Here is a 20,542-nt window from a genome sequence, read left to right on the forward strand (position 1 = left end):
CGATTCACGCCACTAACATCGCGCCCCGGCCAGTGCTTGGGTACAATTCCACGCTAATTTGATCGAGTATCAGGAACACTTACATGATCGCTTGCCTGCGGCTGTTTACTGCCCTCTGCCTCGCTGCCTTGCTGGCGGCTTGCGCCAGCTCGCCCTCCTCCAGCCTTGGCGAACTTCCACGGACCCCGGATGCCAGTATCGAGCAACTGCTCGAGAAGGCCGCCCAAAGCAAATCGCCGGAAGAGGCGGCCCTGTTGCGCCTGAGCGCCGCTGACCTGGCCTACCGCCAGGGCAATGCCGCGCAGTCCGCGCAAATCCTGCAACAAGTGCCTGTGGAGCAACTCAAGCCCGGTCAGCAGGTATTCGCCAGCACACTGGCCGCCGAACTGGCGATGACCCGCAACCAGCCGAAAGCTGCGCTGACGGCATTGAGCCATCCAAGCATGCAGCGCCTGGGCGAACTGCCGGAAGAGCAACAGATCCGCACCGGCACTGTTCGTGCCCGCGCTCTTGAAGCCGATGGCCAGACCTTGGCCGCCGCCAAGGAACGCATCTTTATCGCGCCGATGCTCAAAGGCGAAGCCGCCAGCAAAAACCACGAAGCGATCTGGACACTGATTGCATCGCTGCCGACCGATCAACTGCAACCCAACACCACCGACGACCTCGGCGGCTGGATGGGCCTGGCCCTGGCGGTCAAAACTGCCGGCACTCTGGAACAGCAGCAGGCAGCCATCGACAACTGGCGCGCGCAGAACCCGAAACACCCGGCCGCCATCCAGTTGCCGCTGCCTTTGACCAAACTCAAGGAACTGGCCAGCCAGCCCCTGAGCAAAATCGCGCTGCTGCTGCCGCAGGACGGTCCATTGGCGTCGGTGGGCAAGGCATTGCGTGAAGGCTTCATGGCCGCGCACTACCAGGCCCAACAAGCCGGGCAGAAGCCGCCAGCCATCGAGTTCTATGACAGCTCGCGCCTGACCTCCCTCGACGAGTTCTACCGCAAGGCTCAGGCAGACGGCGTGCAACTGGTCGTCGGCCCGCTGGAGAAGCCACTGGTCAAACAGCTGAGCACTCGCCCGCAACTGCCGATCACCACCCTCGCGCTGAACTACAGCGAAGGCGAACAAGGACCGGCCCAGCTGTTCCAGTTCGGCCTTGCCGCTGAAGACGAAGCCCGCGAAGTGTCCCGCCGTGCTCGCGCCGACGGCCTGCATCGTGCCGCCATCATGGTGCCGAAAGGCGAATGGGGCGACCGCGTGCTCCGCGCGTTCAGCCAGGACTGGCAAGCCAATGGCGGCAGCATCGTTGCCACCGAGCGCGTTGACCAGCCGGTTCAACTGGCCCAGCAAATTGCCGACATGTTCCAGCTGCGCCAGAGCGAAGGTCGCGCCAAGAGCCTGCAAAGCACCGTCGGGTCGCAAGTCGCTGCCCAGCCTTCGCGTCGCCAGGACATCGAGTTCATCTTCCTCGCGGCGACGCCGCAACAGGCCCAACAGATCAAGCCGACCCTGAACTTCCAGTACGCTGGTGACGTTCCGGTTTACGCCACCTCCCACGTGTTCAGCGCCAGCGGTGATGTAAACCAGTACAACGACATGAACGGCATTCGCTTCTGCGAAACCCCGTGGCTGCTGGACGCCAATGATCCGCTGCGCAGCCAGGTCACCGCTCAATGGCCACAAGCCGCAGGCAGCCTGGGCCGCTTGTACGCAATGGGCGTCGACGCCTATCGCCTGGCGCCACGCCTGGGCCAGCTCAAGGCTTTGCCTGACAGCCGCATCGAAGGCCAGTCAGGCAGCCTGGGCATGACCCAGAACCAACGTGTCGTGCGACAGTTGCCGTGGGCAGAGTTCGTCAACGGCCAGGTCCAGCGCCTGCCGAACACCACACGCTGATGCCTGACAGGTCACGCCAGCAAAGCGGTAAAGATGCCGAGCGCCATGCGCTCGAGCATCTTCAACAACAAGGTCTGCGCCTGCTGGCGCAGAACTGGTTATGCAAACGCGGCGAGCTTGATCTGGTCATGCTTGATGGCGATACAGTAGTATTCGTTGAAGTTCGCTACAGAAAAAACACTCAATGGGGTGGCGCGCTCGATAGCATTGATGAGCGCAAACGGCAGAAACTGATTTTTGCCGCGCAGTATTTTCTTCAGCGCGAGTCGCGCTGGGCCAATTCCCCTTGCCGTTTCGACGTGGTTGCCATCGACAGCAACCTCGATCAGTTGAACTGGTTGCAAAATGCCTTCGACAGCTGATCGCCTGCGCCACGAAGCGGGCACAACCCAACATTTTTGCTCTTTGTTTTGCGGGCTGCACTTTCACGTGCCGGACAGCCGCGCTCATTAAGGTCACACAGATGGACATGCAATCCAGAATTCGCCAGCTTTTTCAGGCCAGCATCGACACCAAGCAACAGGCGATGGACGTACTTGCACCGCACATCGAGCAAGCCAGCCAGGTCATGGTCAACGCCCTGCTCAACGAAGGCAAAATGCTTTCTTGCGGCAACGGCGGCTCTGCCGGTGACGCCCAGCATTTCTCGTCCGAGCTGCTCAACCGCTTCGAACGTGAACGCCCGAGCCTGCCAGCCATTGCGCTGACCACCGACAGCTCGACGATCACTTCGATCGCCAACGACTACAGCTACAACGAAATCTTCTCCAAACAGATCCGCGCCCTGGGCCAGCCAGGCGACGTATTGCTGGCGATTTCCACCAGCGGCAACTCGGCAAACATAATTCAAGCGATCCAGGCCGCACATGATCGCGAAATGATTGTCGTAGCTTTGACCGGTCGCGATGGCGGCGGCATGGCGTCGCTGTTGTTGCCCGAGGACGTGGAGATTCGCGTACCGGCCAACGTCACCGCACGCATCCAAGAAGTCCACCTGCTGGCGATCCATTGCCTTTGCGATCTGATCGACAGCCAACTGTTCGGGAGTGAAGAATGACCCCTAATCGCCTCGGCCTACTGGCCCTGACCCTGTGCCTCGGCATCAGCGGCTGCACCTCGGTGGTTAATGCCAGCCGGGAAGCGCCGATTGAAGATGACCGTGGCACCCGCACCTTCGGCAGCAAGATCGATGACTCGCTGATCGACACCAAGGTTGGCGTGAACATCGCCAAAGCCGACCCGGCCCTGGATAACGACTCGCACATCGTCGTCACCAGCTTCAACGGCGTCGTACTGCTGGCCGGCCAAACTCCGCGCGCCGACCTCAAGGCCAAGGCCGAACAGGCCGCCGCGGCTGTTCAGCGCGTGAAGACGGTGCACAACGAGCTGCAGGTTTTGCCTCCCTCCGGCTTCCTTGCCCGCCAGAACGACACCTGGCTGACCTCCAAGATCAAGACGCAGATGCTCACCGACCCGAACATCCCAGGCTCGCGGATCAAGGTCGTCACCGAGAACGGTATCGTCTACCTGTTGGGCTTGCTGACCAAACAGGAAGCTGCCCAAGCAACCAGTCTGGTGCAGGGCGTTTCCGGGGTGCAGAAGATTGTGAAGCTGTTCGAATACATCGACTGACCTGCATTTTGCAGGAGCTGCCGCAGGCTGCGATCTTTTGATCCTGGAAAACAGAATCAAAAGATCGCAGCCTTGTTTCACTCGACAGCTCCTACGTTTGAAGGTGGCGAAGTAATAAAAAAGGCGATCCTTGCGGATCGCCTTTTTATTACTTCACCACTTTCAGGCTAGGTCGACCGCTGGGACGCGGCGGCTCGCTGTCGGGTGGCGGAAGATCATCGTCATCCGGCTCGATGTCATCCTCCTCGCCCATAGGCGACTCCAGATCAAACACCATACCCTGACCGTTCTCCCGGGCGTAAATGCCCAGGATCGATGCGATAGGCACGTACAGCGTGTGCGGCACACCACCAAAGCGGCCTTCGAAGCTGACAGCCTCGTTGTCCATGTGCAGATGACGCACGGCTTGCGGCGATACGTTCAAGACAATCTGCCCGTCACTGGCAAAACCTTGCGGCACTTGCACCGAGGGATACTCGGAGTTCACCAGCATGTGCGGGGTGCAATCGTTATCAACAATCCACTCGTAGAGCGCGCGGACCAGATAAGGTCGACTGGAGTTCATAGCGGCTCCTTAAGCCTTAGCGCATATCGCGTTCGACACCAGACAGACTCGCCTGGAAAGCCTCACGCGCAAACTGGCGCTCCATGTAATCAAGCAGCGGCTTGGCAGGCCGCGGCAGTTCTATACCCAGAATCGGCAATCGCCAGAGTATTGGTAATAGGCAGCAATCCACCAGACTTTGTTCCTCACTGAGGAAAAACGGCTTGTCTGCAAACAACGGCGAAACGCCGGTCAGGCTCTCACGCAGTTCTTTGCGCGCCACAACACGGGCCGCTTCCTTGGTCCGCGAATCCAGAATCAGATCCACCAGACCACACCAGTCACGCTGGATGCGGTGGATCAGCAGACGGCTATTGGCACGCGCCACTGGATAAACCGGCAGTAGCGGCGGGTGCGGGTAACGCTCATCCAGATATTCCATCACCACCGTTGACTCCCACAACGCCAGGTCACGATCGACCAGGGTGGGCAAGCTGCCATAAGGGTTCACTTCGATCAGTTTAGGCGGCTGACGGCCAGCTTCAACGTAAATGATCTCGGCGCTGACACCCTTCTCTGCCAGTACGATTCGCACTCGGTGGGAATAGTGGTCGGCGGGGTCGGAGTAACAGGCCAACCGATTGGTCACGCCCATGGCGATCCTCCTCGCTTGTAGAAATTATCGGAAGCGGAAAAACGAGCGCGCCCAGAGGGCGCCTCCCGTAACACCTGCAATACCAGGCTCGTTACATTTTCAGAGGCGCCCTTGGGCGCGCGCGATTAACAGCAATTGCTTAAAGCTTTATCAGTGCACATCTTTCCAGTATTCGCGCTTGAGCAAGTAGGCGAATACGAAGAAGAACGCGAGGTACAGCAATACATACGTACCAATGCGCTGATGTTGCAGCTTAACCGGGTTAGCCGAGTAAGCCAGGAAGGTTACCAGATTCTTGACCTTCTCATCGAACTGCTCTTCGGTCAAAGCACCGCTTTTCGGCACGATGGTCAGCTGATCGCACGCTTCATGCGTCAGCGGCGTGCCGGTCAGCGGATCATATTGCTTCTTGCCGTCTTCGACGATCTGAACCTGTTTGCAACCAACGACCTGGCGACCCTGCAAGCCAACCAGAACGTTAGGCATGCCGACGTTCGGGAAAACCTTGTTGTTCACGCCCCAAGGGCGCGACGGGTCTTCATAGAACGACTTCAGATAACCGTAGAGCCAGTCGGTGCCGCGAACGCGAGCCACCAGGGTCAGGTCGGGCGGAGCCGCGCCGAACCAGGCCTTGGCGTCTGCCGGCTGCATGCCGATGTTCATGTGGTCGCCGATCTTGGCGCCGGTGAACACCAGCTTTTCGAGCATCAGTTCGTGAGGAATACCCAGATCATCAGCAACACGCTCATAACGCTGGAACTTGGCGCTGTGGCAGCCCATGCAATAGTTGGCGAACGTACGCGCGCCATCCTGCATGGCAGCCTTGTCGGACACGTCGATGTCGACTTTTTCCAGCTCCGGACCACCGTGCTCGGCGGCGAATGCAAACACTGGCAGCGCGGCAAGCATCAATACAGCAAATAGTTTTTTCATCAGCCAGTCACCCTTTCCGGAACCGGTTTGGTCTTCTCGAGCCTGGTGTAGAACGGCATCAGAATGAAGTAGGCGAAGTACAGGAAGGTGCAGACCTGCGACAGCAGCGTACGTCCCGGAGTCGGAGCCAGAACACCCAACACACCCAGGATCACGAACGAGATGCAGAACACCCACAGCCAGATTTTGCTCATCCAGCCCTTGTAGCGCATCGACTTGACCGGACTACGGTCCAGCCACGGCAGGACGAACAGCACGGCAATGGCCGCCCCCATGGCGATTACGCCGAGGAGCTTGTCCGGAACCGCACGCAAAATCGCGTAGAAAGGGGTGAAGTACCAGACCGGAGCGATGTGCTCTGGCGTCTTGAAGGCGTTCGCCACTTCGAAGTTCGGCTTCTCGAGGAAGTAACCACCCATTTCCGGGAAGAAGAACACGATCGAGCAGAAGATGAACAGGAACACCACCACGCCGACGATATCTTTCACGGTGTAGTACGGGTGGAAGGCAATGCCGTCCAGCGGTACGCCGTTTTCGTCTTTGTGTTTCTTGATGTCCACGCCGTCCGGGTTGTTCGAACCGACTTCGTGCAGCGCCAGAACGTGCAGTACCACCAGGCCGAGAATAACGATCGGCAAGGCCACCACGTGCAAGGCGAAGAAACGGTTCAAGGTAATACCGGAAATCAGGTAGTCACCACGAATCCACTGGGTCAGGTCGTTACCGATGACCGGGATCGCACCGAACAGCGAGATGATCACCTGGGCGCCCCAGTAGGACATCTGGCCCCACGGCAGCAGGTAGCCCATGAAGGCCTCGGCCATCAGTGCCAGGTAAATCAGCATGCCGAAAACCCACACCAGTTCACGCGGCTTCTGGTACGAACCGTAGAGCAAGCCACGGAACATGTGCAGATAAACCACGATGAAGAACGCCGAAGCGCCGGTTGAGTGCAGCAGACGCAGGATCGAGCCGTACTCGACGTCGCGCATGATGTATTCGACGGAAGCGAATGCCTCTTCAGCCGATGGGGTGTAGCTCATGGTCAGCCAGACACCGGTGACGATCTGGTTGACCAGAACGAGCAGCGCCAGCGAGCCAAAGAAGTAGAAGAAGTTGAAGTTCTTCGGGGCGTAATACTTGCTGAGATGGTCTTCCCACATCTTGGTCGCGGGAAAGCGCGCATCAACCCAATCCATGAACTTGCTCATCACGCTTTCTCCGTATCGACGCCAACGACAATGATGTCATCGGTCTCATAGGAATGCGGGGGAACTGGCAGGTTCAAAGGCGCAGGTTGCGACTTGTAGACGCGGCCAGCCAGATCGTAATGGGAGCCGTGGCAAGGGCAGAAATAGCCACCTACCCAGTCTTTGCCCAGGTCTGCCGGGGCAACTTCAGGACGGAACGTCGGCGAGCAACCCAGGTGCGTGCAGATACCGATCAGCAGCAGGACCTCAGGTTTGATCGACCGTGTTTCCGGGTCGACATAGGTCGGTTGTGTCGAGTTCTTGGAGGTCGGGTCAGACAACTGGCCCTCGATCTTTTTCAGATTCCCCAGGATTTCCTGTGTACGGCGGACGATGAATACCGGCTGGCCGCGCCATTCAGCAATCATCTGCTGGCCTGGCTCGATCTTGCTGACATTCACTTTCACCGGTGCACCTGCGGCTTTCGCCTTGGCACTGGGAAACCATGACCCCACGAACGGGACCGCAGCCCCCACCGCTCCTGCAGCACCCACCACGGATGTGGCTGCTACCAAGAAGCGACGCCGGCCTGCATTCACGCCGTCATTGCTCATTCAGTCCTCTCCCATCAGCTTTGTGGCCTGTTAAATCAGGCATCTACTAAGTAAATCTATGCACTTATAAAAATTTTGCCGAATGGTAATGAAAAGCCCCAATTCTGACAAGGTAATTACCCCGAGGCACCACTGCCAAGCCTTGCAGTATAGGGGGTCTACGGATGTGGCAAGTTGTCACAGCGCAATTCTTTGATAAATCGCACGCATAAAAAAACGCCCAGCTCCGTGAGGAAACTGGGCGTTCTTTTTTGAACGTGGAAGCGAATTAACGCTTCGAGTACTGCGGACGCTTACGCGCTTTACGCAGACCAACTTTCTTACGTTCAACTTCACGAGCATCGCGGGTTACGAAGCCGGCTTTACGCAGCGCGCTGCGCAGAGTCTCGTCGTAATCCATCAGAGCGCGAGTGATACCGTGGCGGATTGCGCCAGCTTGACCACTTACACCACCGCCGATCACGGTGACGTAGATGTCGAACTTCTCGACAGTCTCAGTCAATTCCAGCGGCTGACGAACTACCATGCGGGCAGTTTCGCGGCCGAAGAAATTATCCAGCGAACGGTTGTTGATGGAGATGTTACCAGTACCCGGACGCAGGAAAACGCGTGCGGTTGCGGTCTTGCGACGGCCAGTGCCGTAATTTTGAGTCGCCGACATAATGTACTATTCCGTTAAAACTTCAGTTCTTGGGGCTGCTGAGCAGTATGTGGGTGTGCAGCGCCCGCATAGACTTTCAGCTTACGGTACATGTCGCGACCCAGCGGGTTCTTAGGCAGCATGCCTTTGACCGCGGTCTCGATCACGCGCTCAGGGGCTTTAGCGATCAGCTTTTCAAAGTTGATCGACTTGATGCCGCCCGGGAAACCGGAGTGGGAGTAGTACATTTTGTCAGTGGTTTTAGCACCGGTAACACGGATCTGCTCAGCGTTGATTACGACGATGTAGTCGCCGGTGTCAACGTGAGGAGTGTACTCAGGCTTGTGCTTGCCACGCAGACGGCTCGCGATTTCGGTGGCCAGACGACCCAGGGTCTGACCAGCAGCGTCGACGACAAACCAGTCGCGCTTTACTGTTTCCGGTTTAGCAGTAAAAGTCTTCATTCTTTATAGCCTCAGGGGCCGCCCTGTAAATTAGACGGCGGATCTTACTGAATAGTGCGTACTTTGACAAGTCAAAGGCAGCCGGATACAGACGCTTTCGGGGGCTCGGGTCGGCGCGTCCGTTCAACGGCAAGATTCTTCGGCGGCGGCGCATCACTTCCACTGCAGAAAGAGGTGCGCAATTATGCAGATTGCGAAAAATATTTCAACCTGCTTTTATGATTGTTTTGCCCAAGGAGCACCTGATGGACTATCGCCAGCTAGGCCGGACCAATCTGAATGTGAGTGCCCTCTGCCTCGGAACCATGACCTGGGGCGAGCAAAACAGCGAGGCAGACGCCTTCGCCCAGATCGAACGGGCCAAGAGCGCCGGGATCAACTTCATCGACACCGCCGAAATGTATCCGGTGCCGCCCAAGGCCGAAACCTACGCCACCACCGAACGCTACATCGGCAACTACTTCAAAAGCCGCGGTGACCGTGCCGACTGGATCCTGGCCAGCAAGATCGCCGGCCCCGGCAACACCATCGACTACATCCGCGACAAGAACCTCCGGCACAATCGACAGCACATCACCGCCGCCGTGGATGCCAGCCTCCAGCGCCTGCAGACCGATTACATCGACCTGTACCAATTGCACTGGCCGGAGCGCAGCACCAACTTCTTCGGCCAGCTGGGCTACAAACACAAGATCGAAGCCAACCTGACGCCACTTGAGGACACGCTCGAAGCGCTCGACGAACAGGTCAAGGCCGGCAAGATCCGCCATATCGGCCTGTCCAATGAAACCCCTTGGGGCACCATGCGCTTCCTCGCCCTGGCCGAAGCCCGTGGCTGGCCGCGCGCGGTATCGATCCAGAATCCGTACAACCTGCTTAACCGCAGCTTCGAAGTCGGTCTGGCGGAAATCGCTATCCGCGAACAATGCGGCCTGCTCGCCTATTCGCCGCTGGCGTTCGGTTTCCTGTCCGGCAAGTACCTCGATGGCGCGCGCCCTCCAAAAGGTCGCCTGAGCCTCTACAGCCGCTTCAGCCGCTATTTCAACCCGCAATCCGAGGCAGCGTGCGCCCGTTACGTGGCCCTGGCCCGTGAGCACGGCCTGGACCCGGCGCAGATGGCACTGGCGTTCGTGACGCAGCAACCCTTCGTGACCAGTAACATCATTGGTGCAACCACGATGGAGCAACTGGAAAGCAACATTGCCAGTTTTGATCTGAAACTGTCGGAGGAGGTGCTGGAAGGGATCGAGGCGATTCACAAGGATCATCCCAATCCTGCCCCCTAATTTGTCATGACCACGAAAAAGATCGCAGCCTTCGGCAGCTCCTACAGGGTGTACGCCAATTCTGTGCAGGAGCTGCCGGAGGCTGCGATCTTTTCAACCATCAGCGCCCATCAAAGCGACCGCGCAATAATCTCCTTCATGATCTCATTGGTTCCCGCATAAATCCGCTGCACCCGCGCATCCGCCCATGCCCGCGCAATCGGGTACTCCCACATGAAGCCGTAGCCGCCATGCAACTGCACGCACTCGTCGAGCACTTTGCATTGCAGGTCCGTGCCCCAGTACTTGGCCATCGCTGCGGTCGGCACATCGAGCTTGCCTTGCAGGTGCAACTCCAGACAGCGATCGACGAAGACCCGACCAATCTGGATTTCCGTCGCCATCTCCGCCAGCTTGAAACGAGTGTTCTGGAAATCCGCAATCGCCTTGCCGAAAGCCTTGCGATCACGGGTGTAATCCAGCGTCCACTTCAACGCCGCTTCGGCCGACGCCAGACCGCCAATGGCCACGGTCAGCCGTTCCTGCGGCAATTCCTGCATCAAGTACGCGAAGCCCATCCCGGCCTGGCCCAGCAGGTTTTCCTTCGGCACCCGAACGTCCTGGAAGAACAGTTCTGACGTGTCCTGGGCTTTCATGCCGACTTTTTCCAGGCGCTTGCCCTTCTCGAACCCCGGCGTATTGGCTTCGACCAAGAACAGACTGGTGCCTTTGGCGCCCGCCTTTGGATCGGTCTTGGCCACGACGATGACCAGATCAGCGAGAAAGCCATTGGTGATAAAGGTCTTCGAGCCGTTGATCACATACTCATCACCGTCGAGCACCGCCGTGGTCTTCACCCCTTGCAGGTCAGAGCCCGCGCCCGGCTCGGTCATGGCGATGGCCGTCACCATTTCGCCGGACACCAGTTTCGGCAGGTATTTTTGTTTCAGCGCTTCACTGCCGTAATGCAGGATGTAAGGCGCAACGATGTCCGAATGCAGGGAGAAACCGATACCGGTCAAGCCCAGGCGCCCCACCTCTTCGATGACCACCGCGCTGTAGAGAAAGTCCGCCCCCAGCCCGCCGTACTCTTCCGGCAGGTGCGAGCACAACATCCCCGCCTCCCCGGCCTTGTTCCAGAGTTTGCGATCGATGTAGCCCTGTTTTTCCCATTGGGCATGGAACGGCACCGCCTCTTTTTCGAGGAACGTTCGCACGCTGTCGCGAAAAAGTTCGTGCTCGGAACTGAACAGGGTTCTGGGGATCATGCGGCACCTTTTCTTTGTTTTTAGAATGAGTTGACCTTCAGAGACTATGCCTCGGTTCCGATACAGGACACTGGACACATCCGACAAAAAATAAGACGATCCAGCCGTCTGGTGACCACTTCCCCCTATAAAAATAAAGTTGAATTATGTCTAACCAAGCCTCCACGCCATTGCGGCGCGTCAGCATCCTGGCCATTGACCGGGTTTTCGCTTCCACCCTCCTGCAAGCCAAGGATTTCTTTCATCTCGCCAGCTTGCGCTACGGCAAACAACTGGGCCAAGGCCTGACACCGGCGTTCGAAACCCGCTTGGTCAGCCCTGACGGCAAACCCGTCAACACCTTTAGCGACGTGTTGATTCCGGTGGACGGCGGGCTGGAAAACGCCGACATCATCGTCCTGCCTGCGTTCTGGGATGATTTTGACAGCCTCTGCAAACGTTACCCGCAAGTCCTGCCCTGGCTGCGCCAGCAACATGCGCGGGGCGCGGTGCTGTGCGGCGAAGCAACGGGCGTGTTCTGGCTGGCCGAGGCCGGGTTGCTCAATGGCAAGGAAGCGACCACTTACTGGCGCTTCTTCAATGCCTTTGCCGAACGCTTCCCGCAGGTTCAGCTCAATCAGGACAAGCACCTGACTGATGCCGATAACCTCTACTGCGCTGGCGGCACTACTTCAGCCTGCGATCTGTACATTTACCTGATTGAACGCTTCTGCGGCGCCAACGTGTCCCAGGCCGTGGCGCGAGACATTCTGTATGAAGTGCAGCGTAGCTATTCGCCAGGACGAATTGGTTTCGGCGGGCAGAAGCTGCACCAGGACGTAATCATCCTGCAGATCCAGCATTGGCTCGAAGAACATTTCGCCGACAAATTCCGCTTCGAAGACGTGGCCCGTGAACACGGCATGAGCATTCGTAACTTCATGCGCCGCTTCCAGACCGCCACCGGCGACAAGCCGTTGCATTACTTGCAGCGCCTGCGCATCGAAACCGCCAAGGGCCTGCTGTCCGGCAGTCGCAAGAGCATCAAGACCATCAGCTACGAAGTCGGCTACGACGATGCCAGCTTCTTCGCAAGGTTGTTCCGCCAGCACACGGAACTGTCGCCGAACCAGTATCGGCAGCAGTTTCAACAAGCAGCGTAAGGATCGAGTTTCAACGCCAATCAACTGTAGGAGCGAGCCTGCTCGCGATAGCGGTGTGTCAGTCACGTCAATACCGAATGTGACGCCGCCATCGCGAGCAGGCTCGCTCCTACAGGTTTTTCTGGTGAATCCGCTGAAGGGATTCCTTTTCCTACGCAAAACCGGGAATAAACAACTCCGACGAACACGAATCGGCTGATACTCATGCCCCTCTCGTAACCTCACCATCTCCCTGCACTCACTTTCAGTGCGGACAGGGACGTTCAACAGTGACTATCGGATCAAGCTACAACTACCCCTCATTCGTGGCGAAGGACACCAGCCGGACAAAGCGTTCGGCTGGAAGCAAATGGACCGCTCGCTTTCCTAACCCGCCTGACCTGTGTTTCGACTACCGGGCATTGGTCGAACAAAAAGACGGCATCGCCAAGGCAACTGACCCCAACCACAGAATCTGCATCATTGGCGCCGGCGTGACAGGCCTTACTGCCGCCAGAGAGCTCTACCGCTGCGGCTTTACCCAGATCACCCTCATCGAGCAATCCAGACGCATCGGCGGCAGACACCTGACCGTGCCTGGCAGCCCAAGCTCGGCCGCAAGCCATACACCGTTCGAAATGGGCGCCATGCGCATGCCTTTTTTCAATCGGGCAGACGAGCCGCCAACGGCCGGCCGCTCACTGATGGCGTACTACACCCAGGCATTCGAATTGGCCTTTTCCGACTTTGCCAACCCCGGAAGCCAGTGGGTTGGCTCGACCGGTATCTATCTGCGCGAAGGCAGCATGGGCGATGGCGTCAACCCGCAAATGCTGATCTGGAAAAACCAGGACGGCGTCACTCCGCCTCCCGGAGAGGAACTGCAACGGGTATTTGCCAAGTGGAAGGCATTTGCCGATCGCATGACTCGGCATGTCGCACAAACCTATGCCGATCCCGAGTGGGAATCGATGTGGGCCGCCATCGTCGACAAATATCAGAGCGTTTCATTTCGCGATCTGGTCCGCATGCCGGCCTTGTCGGCCTGGGACAAACGCTCGCCCGGAGATTTTGGCGGAATGGGTATGTCCGCGGAGGAGTCGGCGATTTTTTATGCGATAGGTATCGGTGACGGCAGCTGGGGCGCTTTTTACGATGTTTGCAGCCTCTACCCGTTACGCACCGCCATCTTCGGATTCAGCAGCCTGCTGCAATTGATTCACGGTCGAGTGGACTCAACGGGCGACCCGCTGGAGTCACCCCACATGAACAGCGAAGCCGTTTTTGATTCCACCGGGCTCAGTTTCGACAGACCCCGTTACATCGGCCTCGCCGCTTTGGACGAATGCCTGATGTTCATGAAGATCGATGAAACCGCAAAGTCCGTTTACGAGCACAGTCGCGAACGTAACAACGGCCTGCTGACGGACTCATCGGTTACTCAAATCAAAAAGCTGACCAACCAACAAACACGGGTTTACTACAACTGGAAACACAGCCGCCCCGCAGAAACACAGGAGCATTTCGATGACTTTGATTCGGTCATCGTCACCCTTCCGTCCTGGTTGATTGAAACCCGAATAAGGCTTGAAAACTTTACCCGGGAAATGCTGCCCTTCGAGACGATCAATGCCTGGAAAACAGCGCACTGGGAAACCAGCTGCAAGGTGTTTGCGCCGCTGAAAAAGTCGTTCCTATCGAAAAACAGCAAAATCCCGCAAGTCATCGTCACCGACAGCTTCATCCATGACGTCTACACCTACCGTTACAACGACAATTACAGTTACGACTGCATCTTGCTGAGTTACACGTGGGAGGACGACGCCACCAAACTGGCCTCTTTCAGTGACAAGGAACTGGTCAGCAAGTGCGCCAGTGAGCTGGACCGCATCCTGATGAATTGCACCAACATTCAGGAGAGAATTTCGCCCTACATCGGTATCGATCGAGCCGTGGTCCAACGCTGGGTCACCGATAAAAATGCCTTGGGCTGCGCAAAGCTTTATCGGCCCGGCACCTATTACGAAGCCGTCAGCCTGATGAAATACAACAGGGATTTCGGGCACGTTTCAGGCCTGTATTTTTCCGGGGAATCATTTTCAGTGGACGCTGGCTGGACGGAACCTTGTTTTCGGGGAGCCGTCGACGCGGCCATCCATATCTGCAACAAAACCGACGCCGTGTTTAACGGCGGTTTCACGATGAGTGACTATCCGCACTACCAGCTCAAATCCTGATCACCAGCCCTACTCCTGAGCCATGCACACGGTGTGCTGGCTCGCTGCCTACTCCCTCACCAACGACTCGTTCGATCTTCTTAGGAGGAGGACTACAGCGTTACCGGAAGCGCCTGACTTACATCCTCGATCGATTCAATTCTTATGAGCACGCAGTTTTAAACAGCGTGAATAAAAACAAGAAGAGGTCATCGGGAATGAATCAGCCAGCAAGCCCTATTCGTGTAGCCGTCGTGCAATTCGACCCACAAGTCGGTATCGCTAATCGTGAAGAAAACCAGCGCCGCTGCTTGGAACTGGCGCTGAAAGCAGCAAACGGCGGGGCGAATCTCATCGTCCTGCCAGAGCTTGCCAGCACGGGTTATTTCTTCACTAATCGACAGGACGCCTTTAATCATGCCGAGCCGGTGCCCGGCGGACCAACCCTGCAGACCTGGGAGGACTTTGCCCGCGAGCACAGGATTTACCTCGTAGCCGGTTTGGCCGAACGAGACGGCATGCGGCTTTTCAATACCGGCGTACTGGTAGGCCCCGACGGGTTTATCGGCAAGTACCGAAAAGCCCATCTGTGGAACCTGGAGAAGCTCTGGTTTACCCCCGGCGACCTCGGCTTTCCGGTGTTTGACACACCCATTGGCCGGATCGGGTTACTGATCTGCTGGGATATCTGGTTTCCGGAAGTGCCGCGAATCCTCAGCCAGCAAGGCGCGGACATCATTTGCAGCCTGAACAACTGGGTGTGGACACCCCCGCCGCTGTTCGATGATGCCGGCAAGTGCATGGCGTCGTACCTGACGATGACCGCCGCTCACGTCAACAACGTGTTTATCGCCGCCGCCAGCCGGATCGGCGAGGAGCGAGGCGCGCGCTATCTGGGTTGCTCACTGATTGCCGGCACGAACGGCTGGCCGATTGGTGCCGTGGCATCGGCCGATCAACAGGAAATCCTGTTTGCCGATATCGACGTGACCAGCTCTCGCAGCGCGCCGATCTGGAACGACTTGAACGACTTGCATCGCGATCGTCGAGCCGATCTCTACGATCAGATGCTCGGCTACACCCAACATTCTTGCCTCCCGCGCTGAAGGGGGCCTGAACGATGGAAATCACCACCGATAAAAAAACATCGACTCGCACCTCACCTTTTGATCTGGCAGTCGTCGCGCTGCTGGTCGGCATCGTTGTGCTGGTTATCTGGCTTTCGCTTGCCAACCGCTCCCTGTGGACGGTTCATTGGCCAGGCTACAACGACATGGTGTCAGCGTTTCCCGCATCAAGCGCGTGGCTGCGCTGGATCCTGGGCGACATCAGTGAAGTCGCCTTCTATAAACACGAGTTCGCCTCGATAGGATTACTGGCGGGTGCCTATCTGGCCTATTGGGCGAATCGCACAGGCAAGGCCTGGCAAGGCTTCGCCATTTCCTACGGGACCGGTTTGTGGCCATGGCTGATCACCAGTTCCCTACTGGGCTTGCTGCTGAGCAATCTGTTGTGGGGCTGGACGGTGACCGCCAACAGTTGGCAACCGACGTTCGTCGCGTTTGTTTCACTGCCCGCAGCGATGGTGTTGATGTTTGGCGGAGGCTGGAAGGTCACGATCAACGGCGCAATCATGGGTGCGCTGCTGGTTACGCCGATGTGCTTGTTGATTGTGAACTACGTGTGCAACCCGCTGGCGCTGCCCGTCGTCATCGGCAATGTCCTGGGCATGGCGATTGCCAGCATCGTGGCCTTTCTGCTGTGTCGCTACTGGCCGAGCCTGGTGAAGTCCAGGCATCCCGAAACGCCAGCCGCTTCGGTTGAGCCTCCTGCCATCACCAAAACTCCTGACTACGGAGTCATCTGGAGCCTGCGCCGGGTTCTGGCGGATTTTTCCGAAGCGCCATTTTTTGGTAACGAATTGGCCAGCATCGGATTGTTGCTGGGCGCCTTGCTGGCTTACAGCTTGAACCCCATGAGTCCGGTGTATGGTTCCGGCCTTCTACCGCAATTGATCGGGGCACAGGCGTTGACGTCGGCCATCGGGGTGGTGATCTGGCGACGACAATGGATGCTGCGCGGTTGGTATCCCACCTATATTCCATTGGTGTCTGTGGTGCCGGCGGCACTCTTGACCCACGGTGGCAGCTGGCAGGTGATCGCCTCCAGCGCGTTGCTCGGGGCCCTGATCGCACCACCCTTGGCGTGCGCAATTGCCAAGCGATTGCCGGCCGACATGCACGCCTACATCGCCAACGTACTGTCCATGGCCATCAGTACACTGCTGATTGTCACCCTGATCGGGCTGGTGATAGCAGGCTGAGTCGCTGTCCATGTGGCTGTATTGCGGTCTAATGGCCGGGATACAGCCACCGCTCGTCACAAGAAAACGAGGTAAGAAATGGAACTGCCAAAACTGGCCATCGCGGCACTCGGCGGCACGGTGAGCATGCAAGCCAGGAACGCCGGGGAAGGCGTGATCCCGACGGTCAGCGGGGAAACCTTGCTGGCGTCCGTACCGCAATTGACGACCCTCGCCCGAGTGACTGTTGAAACACTCGGCCTGTTGCCGAGCGCATCGCTGGACTTCCAGTGTTTGTTGAGCGTTCTGTCCTGGGCGAACTATCAGGTGGAGCAAGGTGCCACGGGGGTTGTCATTACCCAAGGCACCGACACACTCGAAGAAACGGCGATATTTTTCGAGTACCTGTGGAATCACGACGCACCGCTGGTTCTGACCGGCGCCATGCGCTCCGCCAAACAGGCGGGCGCCGACGGACCGGCGAACCTGCTGGATGCCTGTAGGGTTGCGCTGGCCGAAAGCAGCCGCAGGCGAGGCGTTCAGGTGGTAATGAACGGGCAGATACATCACGCCAGCCATGTGCGCAAAACCGACTCATTGGCGTTGCAGGCGTTTTCCTCGCCGGTTTTTGGCCCCACAGGTCTGCTGGTGGAGGACCACGTTCAGTATCTGCGGCCTCCCGCTCCACGCAAAATCCTGCCCTTACCGCAAGCAACCTCGCAGAACATAGCGATGCTGGAGGCGTCGCTGTCAGCCGATACCCTGCTGTTGGAAACCATCCTCAAGGTCGGTTACGACGGCTTGGTGATTGCCGGATTGGGCGCGGGTCACGTTTCGGAGAAATGGGCGACGGTGATCGAGTCCATTGCCGAGAAGATTCCGGTCATCATCGCGACCCGCACCGGCTCAGGCGCAACCGCGCAGGCCACCTACGGCTTTGCCGGCAGCGAGATGGACCTGATTCGCAAAGGAGCGTGTATGGCCGGCTTTCTTTGCCCGCGCAAAGCCAGGATTTTGCTGTGGCTTCTAATTGGCTGTCAGCGGCAACATGAGTTGGCGAGCTATTTGAAAGCGACATCCACCCTCAAAATTGATGCATAAATCTGTGGGAGCGAGCCTGCTCGCGATAGCGGTGTGTCAGTCACCTCCATGCCGAATGTGAAGCCGGCATCGCGAGCAGGCTCGCTCCTACAGGGGTTTTCGGCGCACAAAAAAAGGCCTGCATAGGCAGGCCTTCTTATTTTTCCGAATCGTCCTACGGCTTATGCGCCCGGGACAGGAATTCGTGCGACTGCATTTCCAACAGACGGCTCAGGGTTCGCTGGAATTCGAAGTTCAAGCGACCGCCGGTGTACAGATCCTTGAGCTCGACTTCGGCAGAAATGATCAGCTTCACGTTGCGGTCGTAGAACTCGTCGACCATGTTGATAAAGCGTCGGGCGATGTCGTCGGTGGTGACGCTCATTTGCTCGACACCGCTGAGCAGCACGGCATGGAAGATTTTGCCCAGTTCGATGTAGTCATTCTGGCTGCGTGGACCGTCGCACAGTTCGCGGAATTCGAACCAGGCCACGTCATCACAGGTGCGCAGAGCACGGATTTCGCGGTTCTCAATCATCAGCACGTCGTTCTCGACCGCTGCGGTGCATTCCGGCGTCAGTGCGCGGAAGCTTTTGCGCAGGCTTTCGTGGGACGCTTCGTCGAGCGGGAAGTGGAACAGTTCCGCTTGTTCGAGGTGACGCAGACGGTAGTCGACGCCGCTGTCGACGTTGACGATCTCGGTGTTCTGCTTGATCAGCGCGATGGCTGGCAGGAAGCGCGCGCGTTGCAGACCGTCCTTGTACAGGCCGTCCGGCACGATGTTCGACGTTGCGACCAGGGTCACGCCGTTTTTGAACAGCTCTTCCATCAGCGTGCCGAGGATCATGGCGTCAGTGATATCGGAAACGAAGAATTCATCAAAGCAGATCACACGGGCTTCGGTAGAGAAGCGCTTGGCGATGATGGTCAGCGGGTTCTTTTCACCGCCGAGGGTCTTCATTTCTTCATGCACGCGCTTCATGAAGCGGTGGAAGTGAGTACGGGTCTTTTCCTTGAACGGCAGCGCTTCAAAGAAGGTGTCGACCAGGTAGGTCTTGCCGCGACCTACGCCGCCCCAGAAATACAGGCCCTTGACCGGGATCTGATCCTTTTTGCCAAACAGCTTGCCCAGCAGGCCCGGTTTGTTCTGCTCGGCCGCGACCAGATCGTCGTACAGGCGTTGCAAATGACGCACGGCCGTTTCCTGCGCGGCGTCATGGAAGAATTCCGGGCGTTTCAGATCAGCTTGATATCGTTCTAGGGGCGTCATAATTCGTTAGCAAGGCAACAAAAACGGGCCGTCACTGTAGCGATGGCCCGGGGGAATGGCAATCGGCCCTTGGTCGGGTCGTGCCGCTGATTAGTCCTGAACCGGGGTCAGGGCAATGCGCAAAGCTTCGATGGCCGCGTCGCGTGCAGCACTGGCAGCGAACACCGGGCTGTCGGCCACGCACTCGCCTTCCAGCCAGATGCTGAAGCTCAGGTCTTCATTGCGCACGTCCAAGGCCTGGCCCGATTGCAGCTGCTTGGTCACCTGACCGGCGGTTTTGCCGTCGGCGAAGTTGCGCGACAGCAGCAGTTGTTCGCCATCGGCCGCCAGCAGACGGAAGCGGAAACTGCCGTCGTCTTCGCGGAAGCTGACAAAACGCGCGGCTTTCGCGGCTTTTTTCTTGGTGGTCGCGGCGACTTGGGTCTGAGCCACGAAAGAACGCAGGCCTACCGCCTCACGCAACTCATTGAGGAACGGCGTCGCTACCGCACGGGCTTTTTTCGCGCCGTGTTGCAGGATGTCTTCCAGATCCGCCGGGCGCTCGATCAACTGGTGATAGCGCTCGCGGGACTCGCCCAACTCGCTGTCCAGCAATTGGAACAGACGATTTTTTGCCTCGCCCCAACCCAGGCCCTGCAACAGTTCGCTGCGGAACTCGTCGGCTTGCGCCGGGGTGGCGAAGGCCTGGAACAGGGTGAACAGATGCGAATTGTCCGGATCTTTCGCTTCGCCCGGTGCACGGGAGTCGGTGACGATCCGCGAAATCGCGTCTTTCATCTCTTTAGCGCTGCTGAACAGCGGAATGGTGTTGTCGTAACTCTTCGACATCTTGCGACCGTCGAGACCTGGCAGCGTGGCGACGCTTTCTTCGATCAACGCCTCGGGCATGGTGAAGAATTCTTTGCCCTGGCCAAACAGGTGGTTGAAGCGCTGGCCGATGTCCCGCGCCATTTCCACGTGCTGGATCTGGTCGCGACCAACCGGCACCTTGTGCGCATTGAACATCAGAATGTCAGCGGCCATCAGTACCGGGTAGCTGTACAGGCCCATGGTGATGCCGGCGTCCGGGTCTTCGCCGGTCTCGACGTTCTTGTCCACCGAAGCCTTGTAGGCGTGGGCGCGGTTGAGCAGGCCTTTGGCGGCGACGCAGGTCAGCAGCCAGGTCAGCTCAGGGATTTCCGGAATGTCGGACTGACGGTAAAAAGTCACACGGTCGACGTCCAGGCCACCGGCCAGCCAGGTCGCGGCGATTTCCAGACGCGAGCGCTGGATGCGCAGCGGGTCATCGCACTTGATCAGGGCGTGGTAGTCGGCCAGGAAGTAGAACGAGTCGGCATTGCTGTCACGGCTGGCGACGATCGCCGGGCGGATGGCACCGGCGTAGTTGCCCAGGTGCGGCGTGCCGGTGGTGGTGATGCCGGTGAGGATACGGGTACGAGTCGTCATGGGTAAT

The 20,542-nt window shown here is 58.1% G+C and carries 20 protein-coding genes; 10 read left to right on the top strand and 10 right to left on the bottom strand.

Features of this window, described 5'->3' with window-relative positions; genetic code table 11:
- Nucleotides 1-83 precede the first annotated feature (83 nt).
- The 4 genes from KVG88_RS29380 (at nt 84) to KVG88_RS29395 (ending at nt 3,527) form a co-directional block, all read left to right on the top strand.
- Entirely contained in the window at nt 84-1,895 is a 1,812-nt protein-coding gene (locus KVG88_RS29380) for a penicillin-binding protein activator (RefSeq protein ID WP_217873453.1), read from the top strand.
- A complete protein-coding gene (locus KVG88_RS29385; protein ID WP_019582357.1) occupies nt 1,895-2,257 on the top strand; it encodes a YraN family protein in 363 nt (120 codons plus the stop codon). Before KVG88_RS29380 ends, KVG88_RS29385 begins: the two co-directional genes overlap by 1 nt.
- Nucleotides 2,258-2,358: 101 nt before the next feature.
- On the top strand, nt 2,359-2,952 hold the full coding sequence (locus KVG88_RS29390) for a phosphoheptose isomerase (protein ID WP_007904374.1): 594 nt from the start codon (nt 2,359-2,361) through the stop codon (nt 2,950-2,952).
- Nucleotides 2,949-3,527: a BON domain-containing protein gene (locus KVG88_RS29395; protein ID WP_150702954.1), complete on the top strand. Its 579-nt coding sequence runs from the start codon at nt 2,949-2,951 to the stop codon at nt 3,525-3,527. Before KVG88_RS29390 ends, KVG88_RS29395 begins: the two co-directional genes overlap by 4 nt.
- A gap of 148 nt (nt 3,528-3,675) precedes the next feature.
- Here the strand turns inward: KVG88_RS29395 and KVG88_RS29400 are convergent, their stop codons facing one another.
- The 7 genes from KVG88_RS29400 to rplM form a co-directional block, all read right to left on the bottom strand.
- The gene (locus KVG88_RS29400; protein ID WP_217873454.1) at nt 3,676-4,092 is read right to left on the bottom strand and encodes a ClpXP protease specificity-enhancing factor; all 417 of its coding nucleotides are present in this window, start codon (nt 4,090-4,092) and stop codon (nt 3,676-3,678) included.
- Nucleotides 4,093-4,108: 16 nt separating this feature from the next.
- A complete protein-coding gene (locus KVG88_RS29405) occupies nt 4,109-4,726 on the bottom strand; it encodes a glutathione S-transferase N-terminal domain-containing protein (RefSeq protein WP_007939828.1) in 618 nt (205 codons plus the stop codon).
- 150 nt (nt 4,727-4,876) lie between these two features.
- Nucleotides 4,877-5,659, bottom strand: coding sequence for a cytochrome c1 (locus KVG88_RS29410; RefSeq protein WP_150702956.1), 783 nt, complete (start codon nt 5,657-5,659; stop codon nt 4,877-4,879).
- Nucleotides 5,659-6,870 carry a cytochrome b gene (locus tag KVG88_RS29415; protein WP_150702957.1) on the bottom strand — a complete coding sequence of 404 codons (1,212 nt, stop codon included), beginning with the start codon at nt 6,868-6,870 and terminating at the stop codon, nt 5,659-5,661. The genes KVG88_RS29410 and KVG88_RS29415 overlap by 1 nt, the downstream gene beginning before the upstream one ends.
- Nucleotides 6,870-7,463, bottom strand: coding sequence for a ubiquinol-cytochrome c reductase iron-sulfur subunit (petA, locus tag KVG88_RS29420; RefSeq protein ID WP_034149537.1), 594 nt, complete (start codon nt 7,461-7,463; stop codon nt 6,870-6,872). Before petA ends, KVG88_RS29415 begins: the two co-directional genes overlap by 1 nt.
- Nucleotides 7,464-7,731: 268 nt before the next feature.
- Nucleotides 7,732-8,124 carry a 30S ribosomal protein S9 gene (gene rpsI / locus KVG88_RS29425; protein ID WP_003228056.1) on the bottom strand — a complete coding sequence of 131 codons (393 nt, stop codon included), beginning with the start codon at nt 8,122-8,124 and terminating at the stop codon, nt 7,732-7,734.
- Nucleotides 8,125-8,138: 14 nt separating this feature from the next.
- Nucleotides 8,139-8,567: a 50S ribosomal protein L13 gene (gene rplM, locus KVG88_RS29430; RefSeq protein WP_007917032.1), complete on the bottom strand. Its 429-nt coding sequence runs from the start codon at nt 8,565-8,567 to the stop codon at nt 8,139-8,141.
- A gap of 245 nt (nt 8,568-8,812) precedes the next feature.
- Between rplM and KVG88_RS29435 the strand changes: the two genes are divergently transcribed.
- Nucleotides 8,813-9,853 carry an NADP(H)-dependent aldo-keto reductase gene (locus tag KVG88_RS29435; RefSeq protein WP_150702958.1) on the top strand — a complete coding sequence of 347 codons (1,041 nt, stop codon included), beginning with the start codon at nt 8,813-8,815 and terminating at the stop codon, nt 9,851-9,853.
- A 110-nt stretch (nt 9,854-9,963) separates the two neighbouring features.
- Here the strand turns inward: KVG88_RS29435 and KVG88_RS29440 are convergent, their stop codons facing one another.
- Nucleotides 9,964-11,100, bottom strand: a complete 1,137-nt coding sequence (locus KVG88_RS29440) for an acyl-CoA dehydrogenase family protein (protein WP_150702959.1) — start codon at nt 11,098-11,100, stop codon at nt 9,964-9,966.
- A gap of 146 nt (nt 11,101-11,246) precedes the next feature.
- Between KVG88_RS29440 and KVG88_RS29445 the strand changes: the two genes are divergently transcribed.
- From KVG88_RS29445 to KVG88_RS29465, 5 genes are all read left to right on the top strand, one after another.
- Entirely contained in the window at nt 11,247-12,242 is a 996-nt protein-coding gene (locus KVG88_RS29445; RefSeq protein WP_110658921.1) for a GlxA family transcriptional regulator, read from the top strand.
- Nucleotides 12,243-12,511: 269 nt separating this feature from the next.
- Entirely contained in the window at nt 12,512-14,458 is a 1,947-nt protein-coding gene (locus KVG88_RS29450) for a flavin monoamine oxidase family protein (protein ID WP_217873455.1), read from the top strand.
- A gap of 197 nt (nt 14,459-14,655) precedes the next feature.
- Nucleotides 14,656-15,543 carry a nitrilase family protein gene (locus tag KVG88_RS29455; RefSeq protein WP_217873456.1) on the top strand — a complete coding sequence of 296 codons (888 nt, stop codon included), beginning with the start codon at nt 14,656-14,658 and terminating at the stop codon, nt 15,541-15,543.
- A gap of 14 nt (nt 15,544-15,557) precedes the next feature.
- Nucleotides 15,558-16,760 (top strand): hypothetical protein, encoded by a 1,203-nt coding sequence (locus tag KVG88_RS29460; RefSeq protein ID WP_150702962.1) that lies wholly within the window; start codon nt 15,558-15,560, stop codon nt 16,758-16,760.
- 78 nt (nt 16,761-16,838) lie between these two features.
- Nucleotides 16,839-17,840, top strand: a complete 1,002-nt coding sequence (locus KVG88_RS29465; RefSeq protein ID WP_217873457.1) for an asparaginase — start codon at nt 16,839-16,841, stop codon at nt 17,838-17,840.
- A gap of 154 nt (nt 17,841-17,994) precedes the next feature.
- Here the strand turns inward: KVG88_RS29465 and zapE are convergent, their stop codons facing one another.
- Nucleotides 17,995-19,089 (bottom strand): cell division protein ZapE, encoded by a 1,095-nt coding sequence (gene zapE, locus KVG88_RS29470; RefSeq protein ID WP_217873458.1) that lies wholly within the window; start codon nt 19,087-19,089, stop codon nt 17,995-17,997.
- A gap of 90 nt (nt 19,090-19,179) precedes the next feature.
- Nucleotides 19,180-20,535, bottom strand: coding sequence for a tryptophan--tRNA ligase (locus tag KVG88_RS29475; protein WP_217873459.1), 1,356 nt, complete (start codon nt 20,533-20,535; stop codon nt 19,180-19,182).
- Between the last annotated feature and the right edge of the window lie 7 nt (nt 20,536-20,542).

This window comes from Pseudomonas azerbaijanoccidentalis (assembly GCF_019145495.1).
Taxonomy (GTDB): Bacteria; Pseudomonadota; Gammaproteobacteria; order Pseudomonadales; family Pseudomonadaceae; genus Aquipseudomonas; species Aquipseudomonas azerbaijanoccidentalis.

Excerpts from the sequence above, each read along its gene's own strand:
- KVG88_RS29390 (WP_007904374.1), top strand. The coding sequence starts at position 2,359 with ATGGACATGCAATCCAGAATTCGCCAGCTTTTTCAGGCCAGCATCGAC.
- rplM (WP_007917032.1), bottom strand. The coding sequence starts at position 8,567 with ATGAAGACTTTTACTGCTAAACCGGAAACAGTAAAGCGCGACTGGTTT.
- rpsI (WP_003228056.1), bottom strand. The coding sequence starts at position 8,124 with ATGTCGGCGACTCAAAATTACGGCACTGGCCGTCGCAAGACCGCAACC.
- KVG88_RS29440 (WP_150702959.1), bottom strand. The coding sequence starts at position 11,100 with ATGATCCCCAGAACCCTGTTCAGTTCCGAGCACGAACTTTTTCGCGAC.
- KVG88_RS29455 (WP_217873456.1), top strand. The coding sequence starts at position 14,656 with ATGAATCAGCCAGCAAGCCCTATTCGTGTAGCCGTCGTGCAATTCGAC.
- KVG88_RS29385 (WP_019582357.1), top strand. The coding sequence starts at position 1,895 with ATGCCTGACAGGTCACGCCAGCAAAGCGGTAAAGATGCCGAGCGCCAT.
- KVG88_RS29435 (WP_150702958.1), top strand. The coding sequence starts at position 8,813 with ATGGACTATCGCCAGCTAGGCCGGACCAATCTGAATGTGAGTGCCCTC.
- KVG88_RS29475 (WP_217873459.1), bottom strand. The coding sequence starts at position 20,535 with ATGACGACTCGTACCCGTATCCTCACCGGCATCACCACCACCGGCACG.
- petA (WP_034149537.1), bottom strand. The coding sequence starts at position 7,463 with ATGAGCAATGACGGCGTGAATGCAGGCCGGCGTCGCTTCTTGGTAGCA.
- zapE (WP_217873458.1), bottom strand. The coding sequence starts at position 19,089 with ATGACGCCCCTAGAACGATATCAAGCTGATCTGAAACGCCCGGAATTC.
- KVG88_RS29405 (WP_007939828.1), bottom strand. The coding sequence starts at position 4,726 with ATGGGCGTGACCAATCGGTTGGCCTGTTACTCCGACCCCGCCGACCAC.
- KVG88_RS29415 (WP_150702957.1), bottom strand. The coding sequence starts at position 6,870 with ATGAGCAAGTTCATGGATTGGGTTGATGCGCGCTTTCCCGCGACCAAG.
- KVG88_RS29465 (WP_217873457.1), top strand. The coding sequence starts at position 16,839 with ATGGAACTGCCAAAACTGGCCATCGCGGCACTCGGCGGCACGGTGAGC.
- KVG88_RS29395 (WP_150702954.1), top strand. The coding sequence starts at position 2,949 with ATGACCCCTAATCGCCTCGGCCTACTGGCCCTGACCCTGTGCCTCGGC.
- KVG88_RS29460 (WP_150702962.1), top strand. The coding sequence starts at position 15,558 with ATGGAAATCACCACCGATAAAAAAACATCGACTCGCACCTCACCTTTT.
- KVG88_RS29400 (WP_217873454.1), bottom strand. The coding sequence starts at position 4,092 with ATGAACTCCAGTCGACCTTATCTGGTCCGCGCGCTCTACGAGTGGATT.
- KVG88_RS29410 (WP_150702956.1), bottom strand. The coding sequence starts at position 5,659 with ATGAAAAAACTATTTGCTGTATTGATGCTTGCCGCGCTGCCAGTGTTT.
- KVG88_RS29445 (WP_110658921.1), top strand. The coding sequence starts at position 11,247 with ATGTCTAACCAAGCCTCCACGCCATTGCGGCGCGTCAGCATCCTGGCC.
- KVG88_RS29380 (WP_217873453.1), top strand. The coding sequence starts at position 84 with ATGATCGCTTGCCTGCGGCTGTTTACTGCCCTCTGCCTCGCTGCCTTG.